Raw genomic sequence first — 22,269 nt, forward strand, 5'->3', positions numbered from 1 at the left:
ATGCAAGCCCAGCGCAATGGCGACGTGTCGTTCTGGTATGCCGACATAGGTGGCCCGCCGGCCAGCCGCCCACCCTTGCCCGGCGACATCGAGGCCGATGTCTGCATCGTCGGCGCCGGCTATACCGGACTGTGGACGGCCTACTATCTGAAGAAGGCGGAGCCCGCGCTGCGCATCGCCATCGTCGAAAAGGAGTTCGCCGGCTTCGGTGCCTCGGGCCGCAATGGCGGATGGCTGTCCGGCGGCTTCAGCTGGTCGCGCGAGAAATATGCAAAAACCTCCTCGCGCGGGGCGGTGATCGACATGCAGCGCGCCATGTCCGGCACGGTCGACGAGGTGATCGCGATTGCCGCTGCCGAAGGGATCGACGCCGACATCCGCCGCGTCGACAACATCACCGTCGCCACCAACGCCGCGCAGCTTGAGCGCGCCAAAGCCGAGTACGAAGAGGCCCGGCACTGGGAAATGCCGCCGGAGCGGTTGGCCTTCCTCGGTGCGCAGGAAGCGCGCGAGCGCATCGCCATCGACAATGTATTGGGCGCCTTCGTCGTGCGCGACGTCGCGCGCGTGCAGCCGGCCAAGCTGGTGCAGGGTCTGGCGGCGGCGGTCGCGCGGCTCGGCGTTCCGATCTACGAGCAGACGCAGGTGCTGGCGCTCGAGAAGGGCAAGGTCACCACCGACCGCGGCGTCGTGCGCGCCGAAAAGATCGTGCGCGCCACCGAGGGCTTCACCGCCGGCATTGCCGGCTACGAGCGTCTCTGGCTGCCGCTGAACAGCGCCATCGTGGTGACCGAGAAGCTGCCGCAGAAGCTCTGGGACGAAATCGGCTGGAGCGGCTACGAGGTGCTGGGCGATGCCGCGCATACCTACTGCTATGCGCAGCGCACGCGGGAAGGCCGGATCGCCATGGGCGGCCGGGGCGTGCCCTACCGCTTCGGATCGCGCACCGACACGCGCGGCAAGACACAACAGGCGACCATCGACCAGCTGCACGAGATCCTGACCAGGCTGCTGCCGCAGACCAAAGGCGTGCGGCTCGACCATGCCTGGTGCGGCACGCTCGGCGTGCCGCGCGACTGGTGCACGACGTGCGGCTTCGATCGCGAAAGCGGCATGGGCTGGGCCGGCGGCTATGTCGGGCTCGGCGTTTCCAGTTCGAACCTGTCCGGCCGCACCTTGCGCGACCTGGTGCTCGGACATGACACGGAGCTGACCCGGTTGCCTTGGGTCAACCGCACGGTGAAGAAATGGGAGCCGGAGCCGCTGCGCTGGCTCGGCGTACACGCCATGTACCAGCTCTACCGCATCGCCGACCGGCGGGAGGCAAACGGCCTGGGGCGGACGTCGCGCCTCGCCGCTTTCGCTGATCGCCTGACCGGCCATTGAGGCAGGTCACTCAAACGCGATTCCGTTTGGTCGACAGGCATGAATGGAGACCGACAGCGCGTCGCATCATTTCCGTTTTCGGCGGCGCGCCTCAGAGCCTTCGATCGAACGGCGCATCGGAACCGGGGCGGTGAATGAAGGCGGCGCCCAGGATGGGCCCTGGCAGGCCGTCCTTGCCGACGGACTGCAAAAGCACGGCGCAGCCGCCCTTCTTGGAAATCTCACTCATCGGCAATTCGTAGCGCTGCGCCTTGCCGTGCCAGATGCCCGCTGTCTGGATGCCGGTCACCGCGTTCCAATAGGTCATCTTGCGGCCCGTGTTCTCGCCCTGGCCGATCGTGACCGTCTGCGGCGGCTCGAAATAGACGATGACGACATGAGCATCGCTGGGACCGGTCCCGCCATCGCCGGCATCGATCATGACGCGGTCGCTGGTCCGGCTGACCTTGATGGCGACCCGCATGTCTTCGCCGATCCTTGCCATGCGGGCGAGTTGGCCATCGACCTCGCCGCGATTGGCGCCGTTCACATGGACCCGGCCGTTGATGACCGCCTGCGGCGTATAGACTGAGCGGTTGCCGAAGGCCCGCATATACTCATATTGCCGCTCGGTGTTTTCCTTGCTGCTCAGCGTGTCCCGCCAGCCGAGATAATCCCAGTAGCCGACGTGATAGGAGAGCGCGACAAGATCCTGCCTGGCGGCAAGTTCGGAGAAGAAGGCGTCGGCAGGCGGGCAGGAACTGCAGCCTTGGCTGGTGAACAGCTCGACCACGCCCACGGGCCTGTCGCCCTGGGGCTTGTCGGCCAGGAGCCTGCCGGACTCGCCGGCGTGCCCGGCACCGGCAAACGCCGAGAAGGCCAGCGCGAACGCTGCCAGCCACAATGATCTACGCGAGGCCATGACCATTCCAATTCCCGCCGGTGATGCCGGCTTTGTTTTGATTGGCTGAAATATGTGGCAGAACCGGAAGTCAACGGGAAGTCACGTTGCGGTGAAATTTTGCCATTGCAAGCCTGGGTAGGGCGGCAATAGGAGAAGCCACTGCATTTCAACCGGCGGTTCGATTCGGGGGCGGGATCATCATCATGTGGCAAAGTTTCCTGGCTCCAGTCGATCTTTATTGCGAGCGAACGGGTCCTGAACTTTGGGCCGAGCCGGTGAATGCTTTGACCAACCTGGCTTTCATTGCCGCGGGACTATGGGGCGTCCGCGAAGTGCGGCGATGCAGGACCGGCATTTTCGCCGAGGTCCTGGCCTGGTGGGTGGTGGCGATCGGCGTCGGCTCGACGATCTTTCACATCTTCGCCACCAAGGGAACGGTCTGGGCCGACGTGGTGCCGATCGCCGGCTTCACGCTGGCCTACACGCTGTTCAACCTGCGCCGCTTCCTGCGCCTGGAATGGGGCAAGGCGATCGCGATCTTCGTCGTTTTCTATGCCGTTGTCGGAGCGATAACTCTGGCCGTGCCGGATTGGCTGCGCCAGGCGTCGAACGGCACCACAGGCTACCTGCCGCCGTTCCTGGCGCTCGCCTTCTTCGGTGTCTGGGTGACGGCCCGCGGCAATCGCGCCGGCTGGTATAATCTGGCCGGATCGGCGATCTTCGTGCTGTCGGTCATCTGCCGCATGGTCGATCCGCTGGTCTGCACCAGCTTCCCGCTCGGCACGCACTTCCTCTGGCACCTGCTCAACGGGCTGATGCTGGGCGTGCTGCTGGCCGCCGCGGCGCGCTACGGCGCGCCACAGCGAGGCAGTAGGCAGTAGGTCCTATTACTGCCTAAGCCCTACTCCCTTGCCGCTACGCGGCAAGATCGCGCAACACGTACTGCAAAATGCCGCCGTTCTTGAAGTAGTCGAGTTCGTCAAGCGTATCGATGCGGCAAATGATCGGCACCTTCTTCACCGTGCCGTCGCCATAGGTGATCCTGGCTTCCATCTTCTGGCGCGGCTTGAGGGCGTCCAGGCCGTCGATCTCGACCAGCTCATCCCCTTTCAGGTTGAGCGAAGCCCATGAGGTGCCTTCCTCGAAGACGAAGGGGATGACGCCCATGCCGACCAGGTTGGAGCGGTGGATGCGCTCGAAGGACTGGGCGATGACCGCGCGGACACCAAGGAGATTCGTTCCCTTGGCCGCCCAGTCGCGCGACGAGCCGTTGCCGTATTCGACGCCGGCGAAGATGACCAGCGGCACGCCTTCCTTCTTGTATTGCATCGCCGCGTCGTAGATCGATTCCTCTTCCTTCGACGGGTAATGGATGGTGTAGCCGCCTTCCCTGCCGTTCTCGCCCAGCATGTGGTTGCGGATGCGGATGTTGGCGAAGGTGCCGCGCATCATCACCTCATGGTTGCCGCGGCGCGTGCCGTACTGGTTGAAGTCGGCAACGCCGACGCCATGCTCGGTAAGGTATTTGCCGGCCGGCGAGGCGGCCTTGATCGAGCCCGCTGGCGAAATGTGGTCGGTGGTGATCTTGTCGCCGAACAAGCCCAGCACGCGGGCGCCCTTGATGTCGCCGATCTTGCCGAAGCCCGTGGTCATGCCGGCGAAATAGGGCGGGTTCTGCACATAGGTGGAATTGTCGTCCCAGGCATAGGTCTGGCCTTCCGGCGCCTTGACGTTCTGCCAGTTCTCATCGCCCTTGAAGACGTCGGCATATTTGCGGGCGAACAGCTCGCGCGTCACGTTCTTCTCGATGAATTCCTGGATTTCCGCCGAGCTCGGCCAGATATCCTTGAGGTAGACCGGCTTGCCGTTCCTGTCCTCGCCGAGCGGCTCGGTAGTCAAGTCTTTCGTCACCGTGCCGGCCAGCGCGTGCGCCACGACCAGCGGCGGCGAGGCGAGATAGTTGGCCTGCACGTCGGGCGAGACACGGCCCTCGAAGTTGCGGTTGCCGGAAAGCACCGCGGCGGCAATCAAACCCTTATCGTTGATGGTCTTGGAGATCGGCGCCGGCAGCGGGCCGGAATTGCCGATGCAGGTGGTGCAGCCGAAGCCGACCAGGTTGAAGCCGATCTGGTCGAGCTCCTTCTGCAGGCCGGATTTCTCGAGATATTCGGCGACCACCTGGCTGCCTGGCGCCAACGAGGTCTTCACCCAGGGCTTCTGCTTGAGGCCGAGGCGATTGGCGTTGCGGGCGAGCAGGCCGGCGCCGATCAGCACGCTCGGGTTCGAGGTGTTGGTGCAGGAGGTGATGGCGGCGATGACGACGTCGCCATGGCCGAGATCATGGCCGGTGCCTTCGACGGCGTAGCGCTTCGAGATTTCAGCCGCCTTCTTGTATTCGGTGTCCATAGCCTTGACGAAGCCGGCCGGGATGCCTTCCAGCGCGACGCGGCCCTCTGGGCGCTTCGGGCCGGCCATCGACGGCACGACGTCGCCGAGATCGAGCTCCAGCAAGTCGGTGAAGACCGGGTCGGCGGAGCCTGCGTCACGCCACATGCCTTGCGCCTTGGAGTAGGCTTCGACCAGCGCGATGCGGCTTTCCTCGCGGCCCGACATTGTGAGATAGCGGATGGTCTCGCTATCGACCGGGAAGAAGCCGCAGGTGGCGCCATATTCAGGCGCCATATTGCCGATGGTGGCGCGGTCGGCCAGCGTCATGTTGGAGAGACCGGGGCCGAAGAATTCGACGAACTTGCCGACGACGCCCTTCTTGCGCAGCATCTGGGTGACGGTGAGCACGAGGTCGGTGGCGGTGACGCCCTCCTTCAGCTTGCCGGTGAGGCGGAAGCCGATGACCTCGGGCAAAAGCATGGAGACGGGCTGGCCGAGCATGGCCGCCTCGGCTTCGATGCCGCCGACGCCCCAGCCGAGTACGCCGAGGCCGTTGATCATGGTGGTGTGCGAATCGGTACCGACGCAGGTGTCGGGATAGGCTGATGTTTCGCCGTCCTCGGTGTTGGTCCACACCACCTGGCCGAGATATTCGAGGTTGACCTGATGGCAGATGCCGGTACCGGGTGGCACGACGCGGAAATTGCGGAACGCCTGCTGGCCCCATTTCAGGAACTTGTAGCGTTCCTCGTTGCGCTCATATTCGAGCTCGACATTGCGCGCGAAGGCCATCGGCGAGCCGAACTCGTCGACAATGACGGAATGGTCGATGACGAGGTCGACCGGCACCAGCGGGTTGATCTTTTGCGGGTCGCCGCCGAGCGAGGCCATGGCGTCGCGCATCGCCGCCAGGTCGACCACCGCCGGAACGCCGGTGAAATCCTGCATCAGGACGCGGGCAGGGCGATAGGCAATCTCGACGCCGGCCGTCCCCTTGTCGGTCAGCCAGCCGGCGACGGCCTTGATCGAGTCCTTGGTGACGGAGCGGCCGTCCTCGTTGCGCAGAAGGTTCTCCAGCAGAACCTTCATCGAATAAGGCAATTGGGCGATGCCGGTGAGCCCGTTCTTCTCGGCCTCGACGAGGTCGAAATAGGTATATTCGGCGTCGCCCGCTTTCAGCGTGCGGCGGCAATTGAAACTGTCGAGGGATTTTGACACGTGCGATCCGTCCTTGTCTGTTCAGCCTGAAAGGGAACGGACGCCGATGGCATGCAATCACGCGCAAAGGTGCGGGTACGGCCATTTCCGCTGTCCGCTCCCAAGCAACCCGAGCCGTTCAAGGCGGCGCGTGCGCTGGTTCGGCGCTAGTTCTGTTCCCGCGCCGACCGCTGGCACGGATGCACCGCATATAGAGAATTTTCTGGAATAGTTCTAGACAGTTAAAAAGCAAATTTGTGCGATGCGGCAGGGGCCGAGGCGGATTGTTTCAGGGCGGGCGAGGGATGCGGCTTATCGCCGAAAATCTGGGCGGCGAACGCGGCGGCGAGACGGTGTTTTCGGGCATTGGCTTTGAGCTCGATCAAGGCCAGGCGCTTGTCGTCACCGGGCCGAACGGATCAGGCAAATCGACCTTGCTCAGGATCGTCGCCGGACTGCTGCCGAAGGCTGAAGGCAATTTGCTGATCGAGGGCGGCGGCGATGAATTTCCGTCGATCGCTTCGGCCTGCCACTATCTCGGCCATCAGAACGCAATGAAAACGGCGCTCAGCGTGACGGAAAACCTGCGCTTCTGGCGCGACTTCAACGGCGGTGGATCCTTCGGCGTCGAGGAGGCGCTGGAGACGGTCGGACTGGGCGGCATCGGCCATCTGCCGTTCGGCTATCTCTCGACCGGGCAAAGACGACGCGCGGCGATTGCGAAACTGCTGGTCAGCCACCGACCGATCTGGCTGCTCGACGAGCCGACGGCGGGTCTGGACAGGGATTCGGAGGCGCGATTCGCGGGATTGATGAGGGGGCATTGTGCGGATGGTGGGATGATCGTCGCGGCAACGCATCTGCCGCTCGGGATCGAGGGGGCGCAGACGTTGAGGATGGGGCAGGCCTTTTGATGACGGCACTCTACGGCGCCCCCCTCTGTCCTGCCGGACATCTCCCCCTCGAGGGGGGAGATCGGCTGCCAGCTTGGCTTTCGCCAATTACAACGGTTGAAAGATTGGCGCGCCACCGAAGCTGCCAATCTCCCCCCTCGAGGGGGAGATGTCCGGCAGGACAGAGGGGGGCGCTCAAGCGCGAGTATCTCATATCATGCTAGCCCTCCTCCTCCGCGATATCCGCCTTTCGATTCGGGCCGGCGGCGGGGCGCTGACGGGCGTGATCTTCTTCCTCGCCGTGATCGCCACCATTCCCTTCGGCGTCGGGCCGGACCTGAGACTGCTAGCCCGCATCGGCCCGGCGATCCTGTGGATCGGAGCACTGCTCTCTTGCCTGCTCGGCCTCGACCGGTTGTTCCAGGCCGACCGCGAGGACGGCTCGCTCGATCTCCTGGTGCTTGGCAACGACCGCCACATGCTGGCGCTGACGGTGCTCACCAAATGCCTGGCGCATTGGGCGGGCAGCGTGCTGCCGCTGGTGGTCGCCGCGCCCCTGCTCGGCCTGTTCATGAACATGGAGCCGGTCGCCATCGGCGCCACGGCGCTTACGCTGCTGGTCGGCACGCCGGCGATCACCTTCATCGGCGCCGTCGGCGCGGCGGTGGCGGTGGCGCTGCCGCGCGGCGGGCTCCTGATTTCGGTGCTGGTGCTGCCGCTGACCATCCCGGTGCTGATCTTCGGGGTTTCGGCGAGTTATGGCGCGACGGCCAATCCCGATCCGTTCCTGCAACCTTTCCTCATTCTTGCCGCGCTGACGTTGTTTCTTGCCGTGCTCGGACCGCTGGCGGCGGCGCTGGCGCTGCGCCATGGCACGGATTGAGGCGGCCATGACCGGCAAGGGCTGCGGCGCGGCGGCCAATTGCGCGGTCACCGGCGCGGGGCTAAGGGAAGGCATGATCGAGCACGGCGGAAGGATCGAATTGGCGGGCGGCATGCCGACGAGGTGGACGGCATGAGCCCGCATGCGCTCTACGTCACCGCCGCCTATGCCGTCACGGCGATTGCGCTGGCCGGGCTGATTGGCTGGATCCTGCTCGATCAACGGGCCCGCAAGCGCGAACTGGCCGAACTCGAGGCGGCGGGCGTGCGCCGACGCTCCGACAAGGGCGGGGAGCGCGTGTCATGAGCACGGATATGCCAACGCCGGCGCCGGCCCGGCGCCGCCTGTTCGTGCTGTTGCCGCTGCTGGTCTTCCTCGGGCTGGCGGGGCTGTTCCTGGCGCAGCTCCTGTCGGGGCGCGACACTTCGGAGGTGCCGTCGGCGCTGATCGGCCTGCCGGCGCCGCCGACCAACCTGCCCCCGCTGGACGGCACGAACCTGCCGGGACTCGATTCGAAATCGTTTGCCGGCAAGGTGACGCTGGTCAACGTCTTCGCCTCATGGTGCGCGCCTTGCCGCGAAGAGCACCCGGTGCTTTTGGGGCTGGCGCAGGACAGGCGCTTCACCATGGCGGCGCTGAACTACAAGGACCGGCCGGAAAACGCCCGCCGATTCCTCGGCGATCTCGGCAATCCGTTCCAGGCGATCGGCGTCGACGAGGCCGGCCGCACGGCGATCGACTGGGGCGTCTATGGCGTGCCGGAAACCTTCGTCATCGGCAAGGACGGCAAAATAGCCTACAAGCATGTCGGCCCGCTGACGGCCGAGACGGCTCGGACGCTGCTGTTGCCGCAGATCGAGAAGGCGCTGGCCGCGCCGAACTGAGGCGACTTGCCGGCCTACTTGCCGGCCTACTTGCTTGCCTTGGCCCGCTCGATCGCGTCGACGATCATCTTCTTGGCGTATTTGGAATCGTGCCAGCCCTCGATCTTGACCCATTTGCCGGGTTCGAGATCCTTGTAGTGCTCGAAGAAGTGCTGCACCTGATCGCGGGTGATCTCGGGCAGCTGCGTGTATTCGGTGACGTTCTCGTAACGCAACGTCAGCTTCGGCGACGGCACGGCGATGACCTTCTCGTCCTGGCCGGCATTGTCTTCCATGATCAGCACGCCGATCGGCCGCACATTGATGACGCAGCCGGGCACCAGCGCGCGCGTGTTGCAGACCAGCACGTCGATCGGATCGCCGTCGCCAGACAGCGTGTGCGGAACGAAGCCGTAATTGCCGGGATAGCGCATCGAGGTGTGCAGGAAACGGTCGACGAACAGCGTGCCGGCCTCCTTGTCCATCTCGTATTTGATCGGCTCGCCGCCGATCGGCACCTCGATGATGACGTTGACGTCCTCGGGCGGATTCTTTCCGGTGGCGATGGCTTCAATACGCATGATTTATCCCTCTCTCGATTGGCAGACCGATAGCGGGCGGCGCAAAATGGTGCAATGCGGCGAATGGTGCTCAAGAACGCCCAGCAAGACGCAATGGCATTCAATGCGTTCAATCATTAGCAGAAGATGTTTCAGTGTCGTGATTGCGTAGGTTGCGCTTCGCGCCGCTTACGCGATCGTTCCTCGCCGGTCATTCCCAGACGAAAGCAACCTTCTTCAGCGCCTTCTGCTCGAATATCTCGACGCCTTCGGCGATATCGCGGCCGCCGGCGCCGGAATAGAAGGCGAGCGCGTTCTGATTGTCTTCCAGCGCCCACACCACCGTGCCCTTCAATCCGTGGTCGGCAAGCCGCGCCCGTGCCGCCTTGAAAAGCCGGCTGCCGAGCCCGATGCCCTGATATTCCGGCCGAAGGTACAATTCATAGATCTCGCCCTGCTGCTTGAGTTCGCGGGCCCGGTTCTTGCCGATCGTGGCGTAGCCGGCAACCGTGCCGCCAATCTCGATCACCAGGACGGTGGCGGCGCGGCGGATGGCATTGGCCCACCAGTCGGCGCCGCGACGGTTGATCATCGATGTCAGGGTGCGGTGCGGGATGATGCCGCTATAGGCGCCGCGCCAAGCCTGCAAATGCACGTCGGCGATCGCCGCGGCGTCGCGCGATTCGGCTTTGCGGATATCGATGCTCAGCGTATTCATGATTTGTTAACCATAAACCCGCATCGCTCGAATGCAAGAGTCCGGGCAGTCCGGAGGACGCTTTCTCACAGGCCGTCATCGCCTGCGCAATGCGCGTTCGAGGCTGTCGGTTGAGCTCAAATCTCGACCAGATGATCGTCGAGCTCGTTGGTGTCGCCCGACGTCACCGGGAAGTGCTCGGCGAGCACCGCTCCAACCGATCGGATCGCCTTGACGAAGCCGTCGGCAAGCCGGTCGTCGCCGGCATGTGCGGTAAGCTCGCGCACCACATCGTCCCAGACATGCTGGCCGACCTTGGCGTCGATGCCTGAATCGGCGACCACCTCGGCGTAGCGCTCGGTGACCGAGACGAACACCAGCACGCCGGTGCGCGCGGTCGTGCGGTGGACGTTGCGGGCCAGGAACTGCTTCAGTGCGTTGTCATGCGCGGTCTGATAGCGCAGCCGTCTCGGCACCATATGGATGCGCAGCCCCGGAAAGGCCCATAACAGCAAAAGAAAGCAGGCCAGCGCCAGAAGCTGGGCAATGACGAAGTGCGGCAGGCGGATGGTGAGCCACCAGGCCTCGAGCCCATAGGCGACGGCGAGGCTGACCAGCAGCGTGGCGAGAGCCGCCACGAAGGCAGCCGGAAAGAAGTAGTTGCCGCTGGCATGCGCCACCACGCAGTAGATTTCGCCGTCGGTCCTTGATTCGGCGGCGCGGATCGCCCCGGCGATGCGTTCATGGTCCTGCGGACTGATCGGTCGTATCGCCATGATCCCTCTCACCAGCTTCCCGAAGAGCCGCCGCCGCCGGAAGAGCCCCCACCGCCGGAGAAACCACCGCCGCTACCGCCCGAGGACCAGCCGCCGCCGCCCGACCAGCCGCCGCCACCTGACGACCAGCCGCCACCTGACGATCGCCGGCTCGGCTCGAACGTCATGCCGAGCCAGCGGTAACGGCCGGGACCGATCTTCTGGCCGAAGATCGGCGGCAACACCGAGGCCGCTATGCTGCCGAAGAAAATGAGCGCCCAGATGCCGATGAAGATGGCGAAGAACAAATCGTCGGAATTGAACGGCGCCTGCTGGTTGCGCTTGCCGCGTGCTTCCAGCTCCTCGGGATTGCCGTTGAGCACCATGATCATGTCGTCGACGGCCTTGGTGATGCCGCCGGAGAAATCGCCGGCACGGAAGGCCGGCACCATGTCGTTTTCGATGATCAGCTTGGTGTGCAGGTCGGTCAGCGTGCCTTCCAGCCCGTAGCCGACCTCGATGCGCATCTTGCGGTCGTTCGGCGCGACCAGAAGCAGCACGCCGTTGTTCTCCTTCGCCTGGCCGAGTTTCCAGAACCGGTACAGCCGGTTGGCATAGGGCTCGATCTCCTCGCCGCCGAGACTGGGAATGGTGGCGACGACGATCTGATCGGAGCCCTTCGTCTCGAAATCGGCAAGCTTCTGCGTCAGTGCCGCCCTGGTCGCCGCATCGATGATGCCTGCATTGTCGACGACACGGCCGGTCAGCGCCGGGAGCTCGGCGGCGAGGGCCGCAAATGGCACCACGAGAACGAGGAGCAGGACAGCGACGCGATACATGGCGCGTCGTCCCTCATTGGCGAGCAGGATCACCACGTCGGAATCCGGCAATCATCCGCCCTGTTTCGTGCCGAAATCGACCTTCGGCGTCTGCAATTTGTCCTCCTCGACCGTGAAATTGGCGAAGGGCTCGTTGCCGCGGAACCAGAACGTCGCCCACAGCACCGAGGGGAAGGTCCGCAGCGTCAGATTGTAGTCCCTGACCGCCTGGATGTAGTCACGCCGCGCCACCGCGATGCGGTTCTCGGTACCTTCGAGCTGCGCCTGCAGCGCCAGGAAGTTCTGGTTGGCCTTCAGGTCCGGGTATGCCTCCGACACAGCAAGCAGCCGCGACAGCGCGCTGGTCAGCCCTGCCTGGGCATCCTGGAACCTCTTGAGGGCTTCGGGATCCTTCAACGTTTCTGGCGTTACCGTGACCTGCGTCGCCTTGGCGCGCGCCTCGACCACCGCGTCAAGCGTGTCCTTTTCGTGCGAGGCGTAGCCCTTGACCGTCTCGACCAGGTTGGGGATGAGGTCGGCGCGGCGTTGATACTGGTTCAGCACCTCACTCCACGCCGCCTTGGCGTTCTCCTCCGCCGTCGGGATGGTGTTGTAGCCGCAGCCGGCAAGCAGCGGCAGCATGACGGCCATCACCAGCAAGGCGGGCAGCGTGCGGAATGTCGGGAAAGCAAGGCGCTGGGCAAACATGATCGGTCCCCTCGGTAGAAGTTGCATGCGAAGCATTACCACAATCGGCGCGCAAGAAAACGACCTCGGCGCAGACGGTTACCGATGGGGTTACGGTCGGTCGCAAGGCGCTGTAATTGACGGAGCGAACGCGGTAAGGTCGCCACGAAACAGGACAGCATCATGGTGCAGCGCCAGGACAGCGACACCGAATCGCGCCGCATCCTCGAGCGCGTCGCGCGCGAAACCGATCCGGCCGCCACTTCGCTCGCGGCGCGGACCGCGAAGGCCGTTCGCGACCACGTCGCGGCGGCCGATGCCGACCGCGCGGATCCGATCGAAGTCTGGGGCACGCGCATTGGCCGGATAATTGGGCTGCTGCTGGCGCTGGGCCTGATGGTCTGGCTCGTGCTTTTCCTCACCCGGGGCAGTTAGGATTCCAATGAGCACCGAGCAAGCCGACGCGCCGCGCGCGGTCATCGTCATTTCCAGCCATGTCGCACGCGGCTCGGTCGGCAATCGCGCCGCCGTCTTTGCGCTGGAATCGCTGGGTTTCCCGGTATGGGCGGTGCCGACAATCCTCCTGCCCTGGCATCCCGGCCATGGGCGCGCGACCCGCATCGTGCCGCCGCTCGATCAGTTCAAGGCATTGATGGCCGATCTGGAGCGCGCGCCGTGGCTGGGCGAGGTCGGGGCGGTGCTGTCGGGCTATCTCGGCGAGGCCGGCCAGGCCGAAGCCGTCGCCTCGCTGGTCGCCGCGGTCAAGGCGAGGACGCCCGACGCCGTCTATATCTGCGATCCGGTAATGGGCGATTCGGGCGGGCTCTATGTGCCGGAGCCGACGGCGATCGCCATGCGCGACCGGCTGATGCCGATCGCCGACATTGCTACCCCTAACCGCTATGAGCTGGAATGGATGGCCGGCGTGCCGTTGCCCGACCTGAAGTCGGTGATGGCCGCGGCGCTCCATGCGGGGCCTTCAACCATGCTGGTCACCTCGGCGCCGTCGATGATTTCAGGCGGCACCGGGAATCTTCTGCTCGACGGCAGCCAGGCGCTGCTCGCCGAGCACCGCGTCATCGACAAGCCGCCGAACGGTTTGGGCGACCTGACAGCGGCGGTCTACCTGGCGCGCATCCTCTCCGGCCAGCCGGCGATCAAGGCGCTGCAATCGACGACGGCGGCGGTCTACGAGATCCTGGCGCGCACGGCCAAACGCGGCGGCGACGAATTGCAGCTCGAAACCGATGCGCAGAGCCTGTCGCACCCGATGGCGATGGTGCAGCTTCGCCGTCTCACGCATCCGGGGCGGGACCGCCGCGCGTGACATCGGCCGAAGTCGTTGTTGCCGGCGTCGACGGCTGCAAGGCCGGCTGGATCGTCGTTCGACGTGCACCCGGCTCATTGCCCTCCGTCGAAATTTTCGCCAGCTTCGCCATGCTGCTCGCTGCGGTTCCCGACGACGCGATCGTCGCCGTCGACATGCCGATCGGCCTGCCTGAATTTTCGAGCAAGGGCGGGCGCGGACCGGAGGCGCAGGTCAGGCGGCTGCTCGGGCCACGCCAATCCAGCGTCTTCTCGATCCCCTCTCGTGCGGCACTCTACGCCGATACCGCCGAGTTCACTTCGATCGAAGCCTGGTACGCCGCGCACCGCCGGGCGAGCGACGTGGCCAGGACGACATCCGATCCGCCGCGCGGCGTTTCGATCCAGGCATTCGGCATCTTTGGCAAAATACGCGAGATCGATACGTTGCTGATCTCGCGGCCCGAACTGCGTGGCCGCGTCTTCGAATCGCATCCGGAAGTGGCTTTCTGTCGGCTCAACGGCGGGCAGGCCATGCTGCTGCCGAAGAAGGTCAAGGGCAGCATCAATCCGGCCGGCATGGCGGAACGCAAGGCGCTGCTTAGCCGGCACGGCTATGCCATAGACTTCCTCGATCAGGCGCCGCCGCGCGGTGCGGCCGCTGACGATTTCCTCGATGCGGCGGCGATGATGCTGATCGCCGGCCGCATCGCCGCCTGCACGGCACGGCCGTTTCCCGACCCGCCACTTACCGACGGCTTTGGCATACCGGTCGCCATCTGGGCGTGACAACATTGCCCAGCTTTGCGCCTGACGCAGGGCATTTCTCACCAACCCCACAATTCTGCATTGCTCGCGACGGGCTTTTACCGCTAGAGCGTTTTCTCGACCGCAACGAGCTGCCGCCTCCAACCCGGAAAGCCGCCCATGCCTCACCTTCCCGACCACCTTCTTGCCGGCTACCGCAATTTCATGAACGGTCGCTATCTCACCGAGAGCGGCCGCTATCGCGAGCTCGCCCGGGAGGGGCAAGCGCCGGAAACCATGATCGTCGCGTGCTGCGATTCCCGCTCGGCTCCCGAGGCGATCTTCGACGCAGGGCCCGGCGAACTCTTCGTGCTGCGCAATGTCGGCAATCTGGTGCCGCCTTACGAGCCGGACGGCGAGTTCCACTCGACCTCGGCCGCGCTCGAATTCGCGGTGCAGAGCCTCAAGGTCAAGAACATCGTTGTCATGGGCCATGGCCGCTGCGGCGGTATCCGTGCCGCGCTCGACGCCAATTCCGCGCCACTGTCGCCGGGCGATTTCATCGGCAAATGGATGAGCCTGATCGCGCCGGCCGCCGAGACCGTGTCGGCCAGCACCTTCATGACTGCGACGGAGCGCCAGACGGCGCTGGAGCGCATCTCGATCCGCTATTCCCTCGCCAATCTCAGGACCTTTCCCTGCGTCTCGATCCTTGAGGGCAAGGGGCGGCTGTCGCTGCACGGTGCCTGGTTCGACATTTCGACCGGCGAGCTCTGGGTGATGAACAAGGAAACCGGCGATTTCGAGCGCCCGGTGCTGGAGTGACCGAAACGGCACGCCAGGCAATGAACATCCGGCCGGTCATGTTCACCGCCGCCGCACTGCTGATGGCGATAATGGCCGCCCGCGCCGATGACGGCGCCATCATCAGCCGGTGGTATTCGGCCCTGCTGGTCGCCGACCGCACCGAACTTTCCGACCTGCTCGCCGACAATGTGCGCATCGAACTCGACGACCTCGGCATCGTGCAGGGAAAGCAGGAGTTCATCGCCTCGCTCGACGAATGGAAAGGTGCGGTTGCTGGTGCCGCGATCCGACACCGGATCGAGAAGAACGAAGGCGGCGTCACCACGGTGATCGCCTGCTACGACTTCCCCGACAACGACATGCTGATGCATGAGACCTTCGCCATAGCGGGCGACCGCATCACGGCCAGCACGCAGAAAGCGCTTGCGGAAAGCTGCGAAGCCTACTGACCGGCAGCGCTGTTGCGCGCGCCGGACGAGCGCCCTACATCGGTGATTTCAGCCCCTCCCGACCTGCCAGCCCGAAAGACAATCCATGCCCGCCACGAAAGCCGTCGACCTCGCCGCCCATCCGCTGACCACGTGGCAAGGGCCACTCGGCCTGCCCGATTTCGCCCGATTTGGCGACGACGAGTTCGCACCCGTCTTCGACGCGGCGCTGAAGGCGCATGAGGCCGAGATCGAGGCCATCGCCGCGAACGAGGATACGCCGACCATCGAGAACACGCTTCAAGCCCTGGAGCTCGCGGGCGAAGCGCTCGACCATGTCTCGTCGATCTTCTGGTGCCGTGCCGGGGCCCACACCAACGAGGACATCCAGGCGCTGGAGCGCGACATCTCGCCAAGGATGTCGAGGCATTTCTCGGCGATCTCGATGAATGAAAGGCTCTTTGCCCGCATCGACGACCTTTACCGGCGCCGCGAGACGCTCAAGCTCGATGCCGAGACGCTGCATGTGCTGGAAAAGACCTGGAAGGGTTTTGTCCGCTCGGGCGCGAAACTCGATGCGGATGGCAAGAAGCGGCTGGCAGGGATCAACGAGGAGCTCTCGTCGCTCGGCACCAGCTTCGGCCAGAACGTGCTTGCCGACGAACGCGACTGGGCGCTGTTCCTCGACGAGGCCGACCTGGCCGGCCTGCCGGATTTCGTGAAGAGCTCGATGGCCGAAGCCGCCGAGATGCGCGGCCAGAAAGGCCGCTACGCCGTCACCTTGTCGCGCTCGATCTACGAGCCGTTCTCGACCTTCTCGGAGCGCCGCGACTTGCGAGAGATCGCCTTCCGCGCCTTCACCATGCGCGGCCAGAATGGCGGCGCGACCGACAATACGGCCGTGGTGCGCGACATGCTGAAGCTGCGCGCCGAGAAGGCGAAGCTGCTCGGCTACGGCTCCTTCGCGGCGCTGAAGCTCGACGACACCATGGCCAAGACGCCCAAGGCGGTGCACGACCTGCTCGATCCCGTCTGGGAAAAGGCGTTGGAAAAGGCCGCCGCCGACCAAAAGGAGCTGGAACGGCTGGCGGCGGAAGCCGGCAGCAACGAAAAATTCGCCGCCTGGGATTGGCGTTTCTACCAGGAGAAGCTGCGCGCGGAGAAATTCGCCTTCGACGAGGCGGAATTGAAGCCCTATCTCCAGCTCGACCGGATCATCGATGCCTGTTTCGACGTCGCGACAAGACTGTTCGGCATCACCTTCGAAGAGAGGAAAGGCATTGCCGCCTGGCATCCGGACGCGCGTGTGTTCGTGGTGAAGAATGCCGATGGCAGCGAGCGCGGCCTGTTCCTGGCCGACTATTTCGCGCGGCCGTCGAAACGCTCCGGGGCCTGGATGAGCGCACTGAAATCAGGCTACCGCCTGGGCCCCGGCGCGAGCCCGATCATCTACAACATCATGAATTTCGCCAAGCCGCCCGTGGGCGAGCCGGCGCTGCTGTCGGTGGACGAGGCGAAGACCTTGTTCCATGAATTCGGCCATGCCCTGCACGGCATGCTGACCGATGTCACCTGGCCTTCGGTGTCGGGCACTTCCGTCAGCCGCGATTTCGTCGAACTGCCCTCGCAGCTCTACGAACACTGGCTGACCGTGCCGGCGGTGCTGGAAAAGCACGCTTTGCATGTCAAGACCGGCAAGCCGATGCCGAAGGCTCTGCTCGACAAAATGCTGGCGGCGCGCACTTTCGGGGCTGGCTTTGCCACGGTGGAATTCACCGCCTCGGCGCTGATCGACATGGCCTTCCATGCAAGGCCCGACGAGCCTGAGGAGCCACTTCGTTTCGAGGCCGAAACGCTCGAAAAACTCGACATGCCCGACACCATCGCGATGCGCCACCGCACGCCGCATTTCGGCCATGTCTTTGCCGGCGAGGGCTATTCGGCCGGCTACTATTCCTACATGTGGTCGGAAGTACTCGACGCCGACGCCTTCGCCGCTTTCGAGGAGACGGGCGACCCCTTCAATCCCGCGCTGGCCGAGCGGCTGAGAAAGAACATCTATGCCGCCGGCGGCTCGAAGGATCCGGAAGAACTCTACACCGCGTTTCGCGGCAAGATGCCGTCGCCGGAAGCCATGATGGTGAAGCGGGGGCTGGTGTGATCAGCCAATTTCCCCCCTTGTGGGGGAGATCGGCTGCTTCCACGGATCCGCCACCCTTGGCCAGATCGCCCGCTTCAGTTTCCTGTAATCCGTCACCGCCGGATTGCTGGGGTACGCGCTCGGCGCCGAGAGATAGATGATCTCGGCGGCGATCGGTTCGAAGCCGGCGTAGAAATGGTTGGTCGATTTGATCAGCAGCATGTCCTTGGCCAGCGGATCGACGCCGATGTTGGAAAAAATGTCCGGCTCGAAGGTCTGCGTGCGGTTGGTGTTGAGGATGATGTCGACCTCGGTGCCCTCGATGCGGATCAACGCGGCGGGCCCGAGCGTCACCCGGCTCGGCCCGAAGCTCTGCCAACCTTCGGCGAGAACTTTCAGCATCATGACGCGGGCGTCGATCGGCTCGCCGGCCTGGGGACCGGCCTTGCCGCCGAAACGCAGGTCGATGACGGCGCCCTCGCCCGCGGCCCGGCAGAAGGTCACGGCGACCGGATCCCAGATCGTCGCCACGCCGACATTGTCGATGCCGCGGGCCAAAAGCTCCCGCAGCACGATGGTGCCGTCACCCGGCACGCCGCCGCCCGGATTGTCCCAGATGTCGGCGATGACCACCGGCCTGCCGCGCTTTTCAGCGTGCACCGCCAGCGCCCGATCGATGCCATCGCCGGCGCTCAGCATCGTCATCGCCGTCTTTTCGCGCATCGCGTAGAGCTCGCGGCCCAGCGTTTCGGCCAGCGCGTCGCCCTTGGCCTTGTCATTGTCGGTGACGACGAGGATGCGCGTGCCCATTTCGGGCACATCCGCGGCCATGAAGCCATGGATGACCGAGACCGACAGCACGTCGTCCTTGCCGTGCAGCGCCTTGATGCGGTCGACGAAGGAGCGCATCGGTTCGCGGCTGGTCGGCAGCACCTGGATCATGCGGCAGTCGAAGGTCGAGATGACGGGCTTGATCTCGCCACGCGCCGCGGCGAGGCCGAGTTCGACGACATGCTCGCCGCGCTCGTAGAAGTCGGTGTGCGGGAATTCGAGGAAATAGGCCATGATATCAGATGCCGCCACGCGCTTGGGCGTGAGATGACTGTGCGGATCGAACTCGCAAGCGATCACCACGCCAGGCCCGACGATCTCGCGCACCCGTTCGAGCAGGTCGCCCTCGCAGTCGTCATAGCCTTGCGCCACCATGGCGCCATGCAGGCCGAGAATGACGGCCTCGACCGGCAGCGCCGCCCTGAGCTGGCCCAGAATCTCGTCGCGCAGCGCCTCGTAGGTCTGCCGCTGCACCAGGCCGCCGGGTTCGGCCCAGGTGGCGGTGCCCTCGATGACGGTCAATCCCTCTGCGGCCGCGCGCCGGCGCAGCGCGACGATCGGCGAGGAGCACAGCGTCGGCGTCTCCGGATGCTTGCCCGGCCCGGCATAGAAGGCCATCTCGAACGATGCCCTGTCGGTCGGCACCGGCGAGAAGGTGTTGGTTTCCGTCGCCAGCGAGGCGGTGAAGATGCGCATGAAAGCTCCGTGGACAGGTTACTCTTCGCTCTCGCAATTCCGGACGGAAAACCGCCACACACTTTTTCAATGGAATTGCTATTTGACGGCCCCGAGCGCCAGCCCCCGCACGAGGTAGCGCTGCAGCCAGATGAACAGGATCGCCACTGGCAACGTCGCCAGCAGCGTGGCGGCCATGACGTGATGCCATTCGATGGTGTAGCGCCCGGCGACCAGCGAGAACACCTGGATCGGCAGCGTGTAGCTCTCCTGGCTGCGCAGCATGGTGAGCGCCACGACGAATTCGTTCCAGGCGTTGATGAAGGTGAAGATGGCGGTGACGGCAATGGCCGGCAGGCAGAGCGGCAGGAACACTTTGCGCAGCGTCAGCCAGCGGCCGGCGCCTTCCATCCAGGCCGCCTCCTCGAGATCGCGCGGGATGGTGTCGAAATAACTCTGCAGCATCCACACGGTGAAGGCGACGTTGAAGGCCATGTAGATGAAGCCGAGCGCGGTCGTCGATTCGACCAGCCCCCAGGCGGCCATCAACCGGAACAGGCCCAGCACCAGCACGATCGGCGAGATCATCTGCGAGATCAGCAGGAACTGGCGGAAGGCGCCATAGCCGGCAAAACGAAAGCGCGACATAGCATAGGCCGCCGGCACCGAGATCAGGATGGCGCCGACGGTGGCGATCACCGAGACATAGAGCGAATTGGCGAGCGCCCGGCCGAAGCCGGTCGCCACCCACATGTCGGCAAAATTCGACCAGCGGAATTCGCTCGGCCACCAGGTCGGCGACAGCACCTCCTGCCGCGGCTTGACCGCGGTCAGGAACATCACCGCGAAGGGGAAGACCGTCACCACGATCAAAGGCGCCAGCAGCAGCCAGGCGATGACGGTACGTTTCAGCTTGCTCCTCATACGCGCTGCTCCCGCATGGCGAGGCGCACATAGATCATGGTGAAGACCAGCAATATGGCGAACATCACCAGCGACACGGCGGAAGCCTCCCCCAGTTTGCCGATGCGGAAGGCAAGCTTGTAGAGGTGAGTGACCAGGATGTCGGTCGAGTTGGCCGGCCCGCCCTGCGTCATTACCCAGATGATCGGGAAGGAATTGAAGACGTAGATGGTGTTGAGCACGATGGCGATGTTGATGAACGGTTTCAGGAGCGGAAAGGTGATTTCGCGGAACTGCTGTGCCGGCGTCGCTCCTTCGAGCGCGGCGGCCTCGTAGAGATCGTCCGGAATCGAAGACAGGCCGCCAAGGAAGATCGTCGTGGTGAACGGCACCGTCACCAATATGCCGATCAGCACCTGCATCGGGAACGCCGTCTCGGCGCTGGCCAGCCATTGGACATTGTGATCGATCAGGCCGAGGCCGAGCAGCGCCGAATTCAGCATGCCGCTTTCGCCGCTCAGCGCCCAGCGCCAGACCACCGCCGTCATGGTCAGCGACACCGCCCAGGGCAGCATGATGATGACGCGGGCAAGGCCGCGGCCGTAAAAATCGGTGTTGAGGATGATGGCGACCGGGATCGACAGAAGCAGCGCGCCGCCAACCACCAGAACGGTCCATATCCCCGTGCGCCACAGTGCGGCGACGAAATCGGGATCGGCGGTGAGGGCGGCGAAATTGGCAAGACCGCTGAATTCGCGCAGCTGGCCGAAACGGTTGACGTCATGCGTGGCGATCTGGATCAGGTCCCAGACCGGCCAGAAGATCACGATTGCCGCCAGGAACAGGCTGGGCAAGGTCAGCAGATAAGGCAGGAAACGATTTTGCATCGGCTGGCCTGTAACCTCGGCGCACGGGATCGGAAGGTTCTGCTTATGCGGATTTCGGATCGGGAGACCAAAGATGTGGCGCGCCCCGCCTGAGTGGGGCGCGCCACGGGCGCAGGGAGATACGCCCTATTTCTTCAGCACGGCGTTGGCCTTCGCCGCCGCATCCTTCAAACCCGCCTCCGGGTCGCCGCCGAGGTATATCTTCTGGATCGCATCCGACGTGATCTGGGCGATCTCCTCCCAGCCCGGAATGACCGGCGCGAAGCGCGCATCGGGCAACAGCGCGGTGAAGGCGGCGAGGTCGGCATTGTTGACGTAATAGTCCATCTTGGCCTCTTCCTTGTTCACCGGCAGGAAGCCTTCGCCTTGCGTGAACTTGGCGCGCTGCTCCGTGGTGAACAGGAAGTCGAGCAGCTTCCAGGCCTCGTCCTTGTTCTTGGAGTTCTTGAACATGATGATGGAATCGGTGACGCCGTAGGTGCCGCGCGCGCCCGTCGGGCCGGCGGGTATAGCCGCCACGCCGTATTTGAGGCTCGGCGCCTCGTCCTTGATCTGGTTGGACAGGAAGGGTGCGGTGATCATCATGCCGACCTTGCCCTGCTTGAACAGGTTCTGAACGTCCTCACGGTTGTTGGAGGTGACGCCGGGCTCCGTCAGGCCCTCGTCGATCATCGACTTGTAGAGCTTGGCGGCTTCGAGCGCGCCAGGCGTGCTCAAGCCCGATGTGCCGTCCTTGTTGAGGATCTCGGTGCCGTATGACCACATCGCATAGTAATAGTAGACGTCGGTCTCGATCTCCTTGCCCTGCAGGCCGAAGCCGAATGTGCCGGACCCCAGCGCCTTGATCTTGCGGGCGTCCTCCTGCAGCTCGGTCCAATTGGCCGGCGGCTTGGCGATGCCTGCCTTCTCGAACAGCTCCTTGTTGTAATACATGGCGCGCGCCGAAGCGGCGATCGGCAGGCCGTAGGTCTTGCCGTCCATGATCGAGGGCGACAAGAACGTGTCGATGAAGCGGCCCTTGAAGTCTGGCGTGATGTAGCTGTCGAGCGGCTCGGCGACGTCCTGCTGCACGAAATCGATCAGCCAGCGCGTGCCGATGATCGAGAGATCCGCATTGGTGCCGGCGGTGATGTCGGTGGTCAGCTTCTGCAAGAGCACATCCCACGGCACCACTTCGAACTTGACCGTGATGCCGGGGTTCTTTGCCTCGAACTCCTTCTTGACCTCCTCGAAGTAGGGGCCGGTCTTGGCGCTGTATTCGGCGACGGTGACGCGCACCTCGCCGGCTTGCGCCTGTGCCGCGAAGGCCAGCATGCTCATTCCGGCCATCAAGCCGACAGTCCATTTCGCAATGCTCATCCGATCTCTCCCATTTTGTTCCGCGCTTTTGCGCTCCTCACGCCGATGTTGGCGCAGGATTATGTGACTTTCCTACATTATCGAGGATCTGGCCGCACGCAAGCAGATTATCGTGTTGCTTAATTACATTCCATTCACTAGCCTGCCGACATCTGCCTAGAGCAGTTCACCGTTTCA

General features: G+C 64.3%; 24 protein-coding genes. 13 read left to right on the plus strand and 11 right to left on the minus strand.

Annotated elements, in window-relative coordinates; genetic code table 11:
- Nucleotides 1–1,386, plus strand: a complete 1,386-nt coding sequence (locus FJ973_RS02765) for an FAD-binding oxidoreductase (RefSeq protein WP_140554793.1) — start codon at nt 1–3, stop codon at nt 1,384–1,386.
- A 91-nt stretch (nt 1,387–1,477) separates the two neighbouring features.
- On the opposite strand, the gene FJ973_RS02770 is transcribed toward FJ973_RS02765, so the two are convergent.
- The gene (locus FJ973_RS02770) at nt 1,478–2,293 is read right to left on the minus strand and encodes a thioredoxin family protein (RefSeq protein ID WP_140554794.1); all 816 of its coding nucleotides are present in this window, start codon (nt 2,291–2,293) and stop codon (nt 1,478–1,480) included.
- A 179-nt stretch (nt 2,294–2,472) separates the two neighbouring features.
- Here FJ973_RS02770 and FJ973_RS02775 point away from each other — a divergent pair, with 179 nt between their 5' ends.
- Nucleotides 2,473–3,150: a ceramidase domain-containing protein gene (locus tag FJ973_RS02775; protein ID WP_140554795.1), complete on the plus strand. Its 678-nt coding sequence runs from the start codon at nt 2,473–2,475 to the stop codon at nt 3,148–3,150.
- Between the two features lie 34 nt (nt 3,151–3,184).
- Here the strand turns inward: FJ973_RS02775 and acnA are convergent, their stop codons facing one another.
- The gene (acnA, locus tag FJ973_RS02780; protein WP_140524606.1) at nt 3,185–5,875 is read right to left on the minus strand and encodes an aconitate hydratase AcnA; all 2,691 of its coding nucleotides are present in this window, start codon (nt 5,873–5,875) and stop codon (nt 3,185–3,187) included.
- Between the two features lie 284 nt (nt 5,876–6,159).
- Here acnA and ccmA point away from each other — a divergent pair, with 284 nt between their 5' ends.
- The 5 genes from ccmA to FJ973_RS02800 all read left to right on the plus strand — a co-directional run bounded on the left by ccmA (nt 6,160) and on the right by FJ973_RS02800 (nt 8,514).
- Entirely contained in the window at nt 6,160–6,768 is a 609-nt protein-coding gene (ccmA, locus tag FJ973_RS02785) for a heme ABC exporter ATP-binding protein CcmA (protein ID WP_140554796.1), read from the plus strand.
- 196 nt (nt 6,769–6,964) lie between these two features.
- On the plus strand, nt 6,965–7,630 hold the full coding sequence (gene ccmB, locus FJ973_RS02790) for a heme exporter protein CcmB (protein WP_140492261.1): 666 nt from the start codon (nt 6,965–6,967) through the stop codon (nt 7,628–7,630).
- Nucleotides 7,617–7,766 carry a hypothetical protein gene (locus FJ973_RS30740; RefSeq protein WP_181170857.1) on the plus strand — a complete coding sequence of 50 codons (150 nt, stop codon included), beginning with the start codon at nt 7,617–7,619 and terminating at the stop codon, nt 7,764–7,766. The genes ccmB and FJ973_RS30740 overlap by 14 nt, the downstream gene beginning before the upstream one ends.
- Nucleotides 7,763–7,936, plus strand: coding sequence for a heme exporter protein CcmD (gene ccmD, locus FJ973_RS02795; protein ID WP_140492264.1), 174 nt, complete (start codon nt 7,763–7,765; stop codon nt 7,934–7,936). Before FJ973_RS30740 ends, ccmD begins: the two co-directional genes overlap by 4 nt.
- Entirely contained in the window at nt 7,933–8,514 is a 582-nt protein-coding gene (locus FJ973_RS02800) for a DsbE family thiol:disulfide interchange protein (RefSeq protein WP_140492460.1), read from the plus strand. The genes ccmD and FJ973_RS02800 overlap by 4 nt, the downstream gene beginning before the upstream one ends.
- A 26-nt stretch (nt 8,515–8,540) precedes the next feature.
- On the opposite strand, the gene ppa is transcribed toward FJ973_RS02800, so the two are convergent.
- The 5 genes from ppa to FJ973_RS02825 all read right to left on the minus strand — a co-directional run bounded on the left by ppa (nt 8,541) and on the right by FJ973_RS02825 (nt 12,031).
- The gene (gene ppa / locus FJ973_RS02805; RefSeq protein WP_140492463.1) at nt 8,541–9,074 is read right to left on the minus strand and encodes an inorganic diphosphatase; all 534 of its coding nucleotides are present in this window, start codon (nt 9,072–9,074) and stop codon (nt 8,541–8,543) included.
- A 190-nt stretch (nt 9,075–9,264) separates the two neighbouring features.
- Nucleotides 9,265–9,771 carry a GNAT family N-acetyltransferase gene (locus FJ973_RS02810; RefSeq protein ID WP_140492466.1) on the minus strand — a complete coding sequence of 169 codons (507 nt, stop codon included), beginning with the start codon at nt 9,769–9,771 and terminating at the stop codon, nt 9,265–9,267.
- A 116-nt stretch (nt 9,772–9,887) separates the two neighbouring features.
- Nucleotides 9,888–10,526, minus strand: a complete 639-nt coding sequence (locus tag FJ973_RS02815) for a TPM domain-containing protein (protein WP_140514007.1) — start codon at nt 10,524–10,526, stop codon at nt 9,888–9,890.
- A gap of 8 nt (nt 10,527–10,534) precedes the next feature.
- Nucleotides 10,535–11,344 carry a YgcG family protein gene (locus FJ973_RS02820; protein ID WP_181165206.1) on the minus strand — a complete coding sequence of 270 codons (810 nt, stop codon included), beginning with the start codon at nt 11,342–11,344 and terminating at the stop codon, nt 10,535–10,537.
- Between the two features lie 51 nt (nt 11,345–11,395).
- The gene (locus FJ973_RS02825; RefSeq protein WP_140514006.1) at nt 11,396–12,031 is read right to left on the minus strand and encodes a LemA family protein; all 636 of its coding nucleotides are present in this window, start codon (nt 12,029–12,031) and stop codon (nt 11,396–11,398) included.
- A 162-nt stretch (nt 12,032–12,193) separates the two neighbouring features.
- Here FJ973_RS02825 and FJ973_RS02830 point away from each other — a divergent pair, with 162 nt between their 5' ends.
- From FJ973_RS02830 to FJ973_RS02855, 6 genes are all read left to right on the plus strand, one after another.
- Entirely contained in the window at nt 12,194–12,445 is a 252-nt protein-coding gene (locus tag FJ973_RS02830) for a hypothetical protein (protein ID WP_140492477.1), read from the plus strand.
- Nucleotides 12,446–12,452: 7 nt separating this feature from the next.
- A complete protein-coding gene (gene pdxY, locus FJ973_RS02835) occupies nt 12,453–13,337 on the plus strand; it encodes a pyridoxal kinase PdxY (protein ID WP_140514004.1) in 885 nt (294 codons plus the stop codon).
- Nucleotides 13,334–14,104 carry a DUF429 domain-containing protein gene (locus FJ973_RS02840; protein WP_140554797.1) on the plus strand — a complete coding sequence of 257 codons (771 nt, stop codon included), beginning with the start codon at nt 13,334–13,336 and terminating at the stop codon, nt 14,102–14,104. Before pdxY ends, FJ973_RS02840 begins: the two co-directional genes overlap by 4 nt.
- A gap of 138 nt (nt 14,105–14,242) precedes the next feature.
- A complete protein-coding gene (locus FJ973_RS02845) occupies nt 14,243–14,887 on the plus strand; it encodes a carbonic anhydrase (protein ID WP_140492485.1) in 645 nt (214 codons plus the stop codon).
- A gap of 20 nt (nt 14,888–14,907) precedes the next feature.
- The gene (locus FJ973_RS02850) at nt 14,908–15,318 is read left to right on the plus strand and encodes a nuclear transport factor 2 family protein (RefSeq protein WP_181168552.1); all 411 of its coding nucleotides are present in this window, start codon (nt 14,908–14,910) and stop codon (nt 15,316–15,318) included.
- An 85-nt stretch (nt 15,319–15,403) separates the two neighbouring features.
- Nucleotides 15,404–17,458, plus strand: a complete 2,055-nt coding sequence (locus FJ973_RS02855) for a M3 family metallopeptidase (protein WP_140554798.1) — start codon at nt 15,404–15,406, stop codon at nt 17,456–17,458.
- Here FJ973_RS02855 and FJ973_RS02860 read toward each other — a convergent pair whose 3' ends face one another.
- The 4 genes from FJ973_RS02860 to FJ973_RS02875 all read right to left on the minus strand — a co-directional run bounded on the left by FJ973_RS02860 (nt 17,459) and on the right by FJ973_RS02875 (nt 22,092).
- Nucleotides 17,459–18,964 carry a M81 family metallopeptidase gene (locus FJ973_RS02860; protein ID WP_140554799.1) on the minus strand — a complete coding sequence of 502 codons (1,506 nt, stop codon included), beginning with the start codon at nt 18,962–18,964 and terminating at the stop codon, nt 17,459–17,461.
- 78 nt (nt 18,965–19,042) lie between these two features.
- Nucleotides 19,043–19,867 carry a carbohydrate ABC transporter permease gene (locus tag FJ973_RS02865; protein ID WP_140554800.1) on the minus strand — a complete coding sequence of 275 codons (825 nt, stop codon included), beginning with the start codon at nt 19,865–19,867 and terminating at the stop codon, nt 19,043–19,045.
- Nucleotides 19,864–20,733: a sugar ABC transporter permease gene (locus FJ973_RS02870; RefSeq protein WP_140554801.1), complete on the minus strand. Its 870-nt coding sequence runs from the start codon at nt 20,731–20,733 to the stop codon at nt 19,864–19,866. The genes FJ973_RS02865 and FJ973_RS02870 overlap by 4 nt, the downstream gene beginning before the upstream one ends.
- Nucleotides 20,734–20,859: 126 nt before the next feature.
- Nucleotides 20,860–22,092, minus strand: a complete 1,233-nt coding sequence (locus FJ973_RS02875) for a sugar ABC transporter substrate-binding protein (RefSeq protein WP_140554802.1) — start codon at nt 22,090–22,092, stop codon at nt 20,860–20,862.
- Nucleotides 22,093–22,269 lie beyond the last annotated feature (177 nt).

Origin of the sequence: Mesorhizobium sp. B2-1-3 (genome assembly GCF_006442495.1) — a bacterium.
Taxonomy (GTDB): Bacteria; Pseudomonadota; Alphaproteobacteria; order Rhizobiales; family Rhizobiaceae; genus Mesorhizobium.

What these genes read in the sequence shown, in the direction of transcription:
- FJ973_RS02825 (WP_140514006.1), bottom strand. Translation starts at nt 12,031, where the DNA reads ATGTTTGCCCAGCGCCTTGCTTTCCCGACATTCCGCACGCTGCCCGCC.
- FJ973_RS02815 (WP_140514007.1), bottom strand. Translation starts at nt 10,526, where the DNA reads ATGGCGATACGACCGATCAGTCCGCAGGACCATGAACGCATCGCCGGG.
- FJ973_RS30740 (WP_181170857.1), top strand. Translation starts at nt 7,617, where the DNA reads ATGGCACGGATTGAGGCGGCCATGACCGGCAAGGGCTGCGGCGCGGCG.
- FJ973_RS02765 (WP_140554793.1), top strand. Translation starts at nt 1, where the DNA reads ATGCAAGCCCAGCGCAATGGCGACGTGTCGTTCTGGTATGCCGACATA.
- FJ973_RS02800 (WP_140492460.1), top strand. Translation starts at nt 7,933, where the DNA reads ATGAGCACGGATATGCCAACGCCGGCGCCGGCCCGGCGCCGCCTGTTC.
- FJ973_RS02860 (WP_140554799.1), bottom strand. Translation starts at nt 18,964, where the DNA reads ATGCGCATCTTCACCGCCTCGCTGGCGACGGAAACCAACACCTTCTCG.
- ppa (WP_140492463.1), bottom strand. Translation starts at nt 9,074, where the DNA reads ATGCGTATTGAAGCCATCGCCACCGGAAAGAATCCGCCCGAGGACGTC.
- FJ973_RS02845 (WP_140492485.1), top strand. Translation starts at nt 14,243, where the DNA reads ATGCCTCACCTTCCCGACCACCTTCTTGCCGGCTACCGCAATTTCATG.
- ccmB (WP_140492261.1), top strand. Translation starts at nt 6,965, where the DNA reads ATGCTAGCCCTCCTCCTCCGCGATATCCGCCTTTCGATTCGGGCCGGC.
- FJ973_RS02855 (WP_140554798.1), top strand. Translation starts at nt 15,404, where the DNA reads ATGCCCGCCACGAAAGCCGTCGACCTCGCCGCCCATCCGCTGACCACG.
- FJ973_RS02875 (WP_140554802.1), bottom strand. Translation starts at nt 22,092, where the DNA reads ATGAGCATTGCGAAATGGACTGTCGGCTTGATGGCCGGAATGAGCATG.
- ccmD (WP_140492264.1), top strand. Translation starts at nt 7,763, where the DNA reads ATGAGCCCGCATGCGCTCTACGTCACCGCCGCCTATGCCGTCACGGCG.
- FJ973_RS02820 (WP_181165206.1), bottom strand. Translation starts at nt 11,344, where the DNA reads ATGTATCGCGTCGCTGTCCTGCTCCTCGTTCTCGTGGTGCCATTTGCG.
- FJ973_RS02770 (WP_140554794.1), bottom strand. Translation starts at nt 2,293, where the DNA reads ATGGTCATGGCCTCGCGTAGATCATTGTGGCTGGCAGCGTTCGCGCTG.
- FJ973_RS02850 (WP_181168552.1), top strand. Translation starts at nt 14,908, where the DNA reads ATGAACATCCGGCCGGTCATGTTCACCGCCGCCGCACTGCTGATGGCG.
- FJ973_RS02810 (WP_140492466.1), bottom strand. Translation starts at nt 9,771, where the DNA reads ATGAATACGCTGAGCATCGATATCCGCAAAGCCGAATCGCGCGACGCC.
- FJ973_RS02870 (WP_140554801.1), bottom strand. Translation starts at nt 20,733, where the DNA reads ATGCAAAATCGTTTCCTGCCTTATCTGCTGACCTTGCCCAGCCTGTTC.
- pdxY (WP_140514004.1), top strand. Translation starts at nt 12,453, where the DNA reads ATGAGCACCGAGCAAGCCGACGCGCCGCGCGCGGTCATCGTCATTTCC.
- FJ973_RS02865 (WP_140554800.1), bottom strand. Translation starts at nt 19,867, where the DNA reads ATGAGGAGCAAGCTGAAACGTACCGTCATCGCCTGGCTGCTGCTGGCG.
- FJ973_RS02830 (WP_140492477.1), top strand. Translation starts at nt 12,194, where the DNA reads ATGGTGCAGCGCCAGGACAGCGACACCGAATCGCGCCGCATCCTCGAG.
- ccmA (WP_140554796.1), top strand. Translation starts at nt 6,160, where the DNA reads ATGCGGCTTATCGCCGAAAATCTGGGCGGCGAACGCGGCGGCGAGACG.
- FJ973_RS02775 (WP_140554795.1), top strand. Translation starts at nt 2,473, where the DNA reads ATGTGGCAAAGTTTCCTGGCTCCAGTCGATCTTTATTGCGAGCGAACG.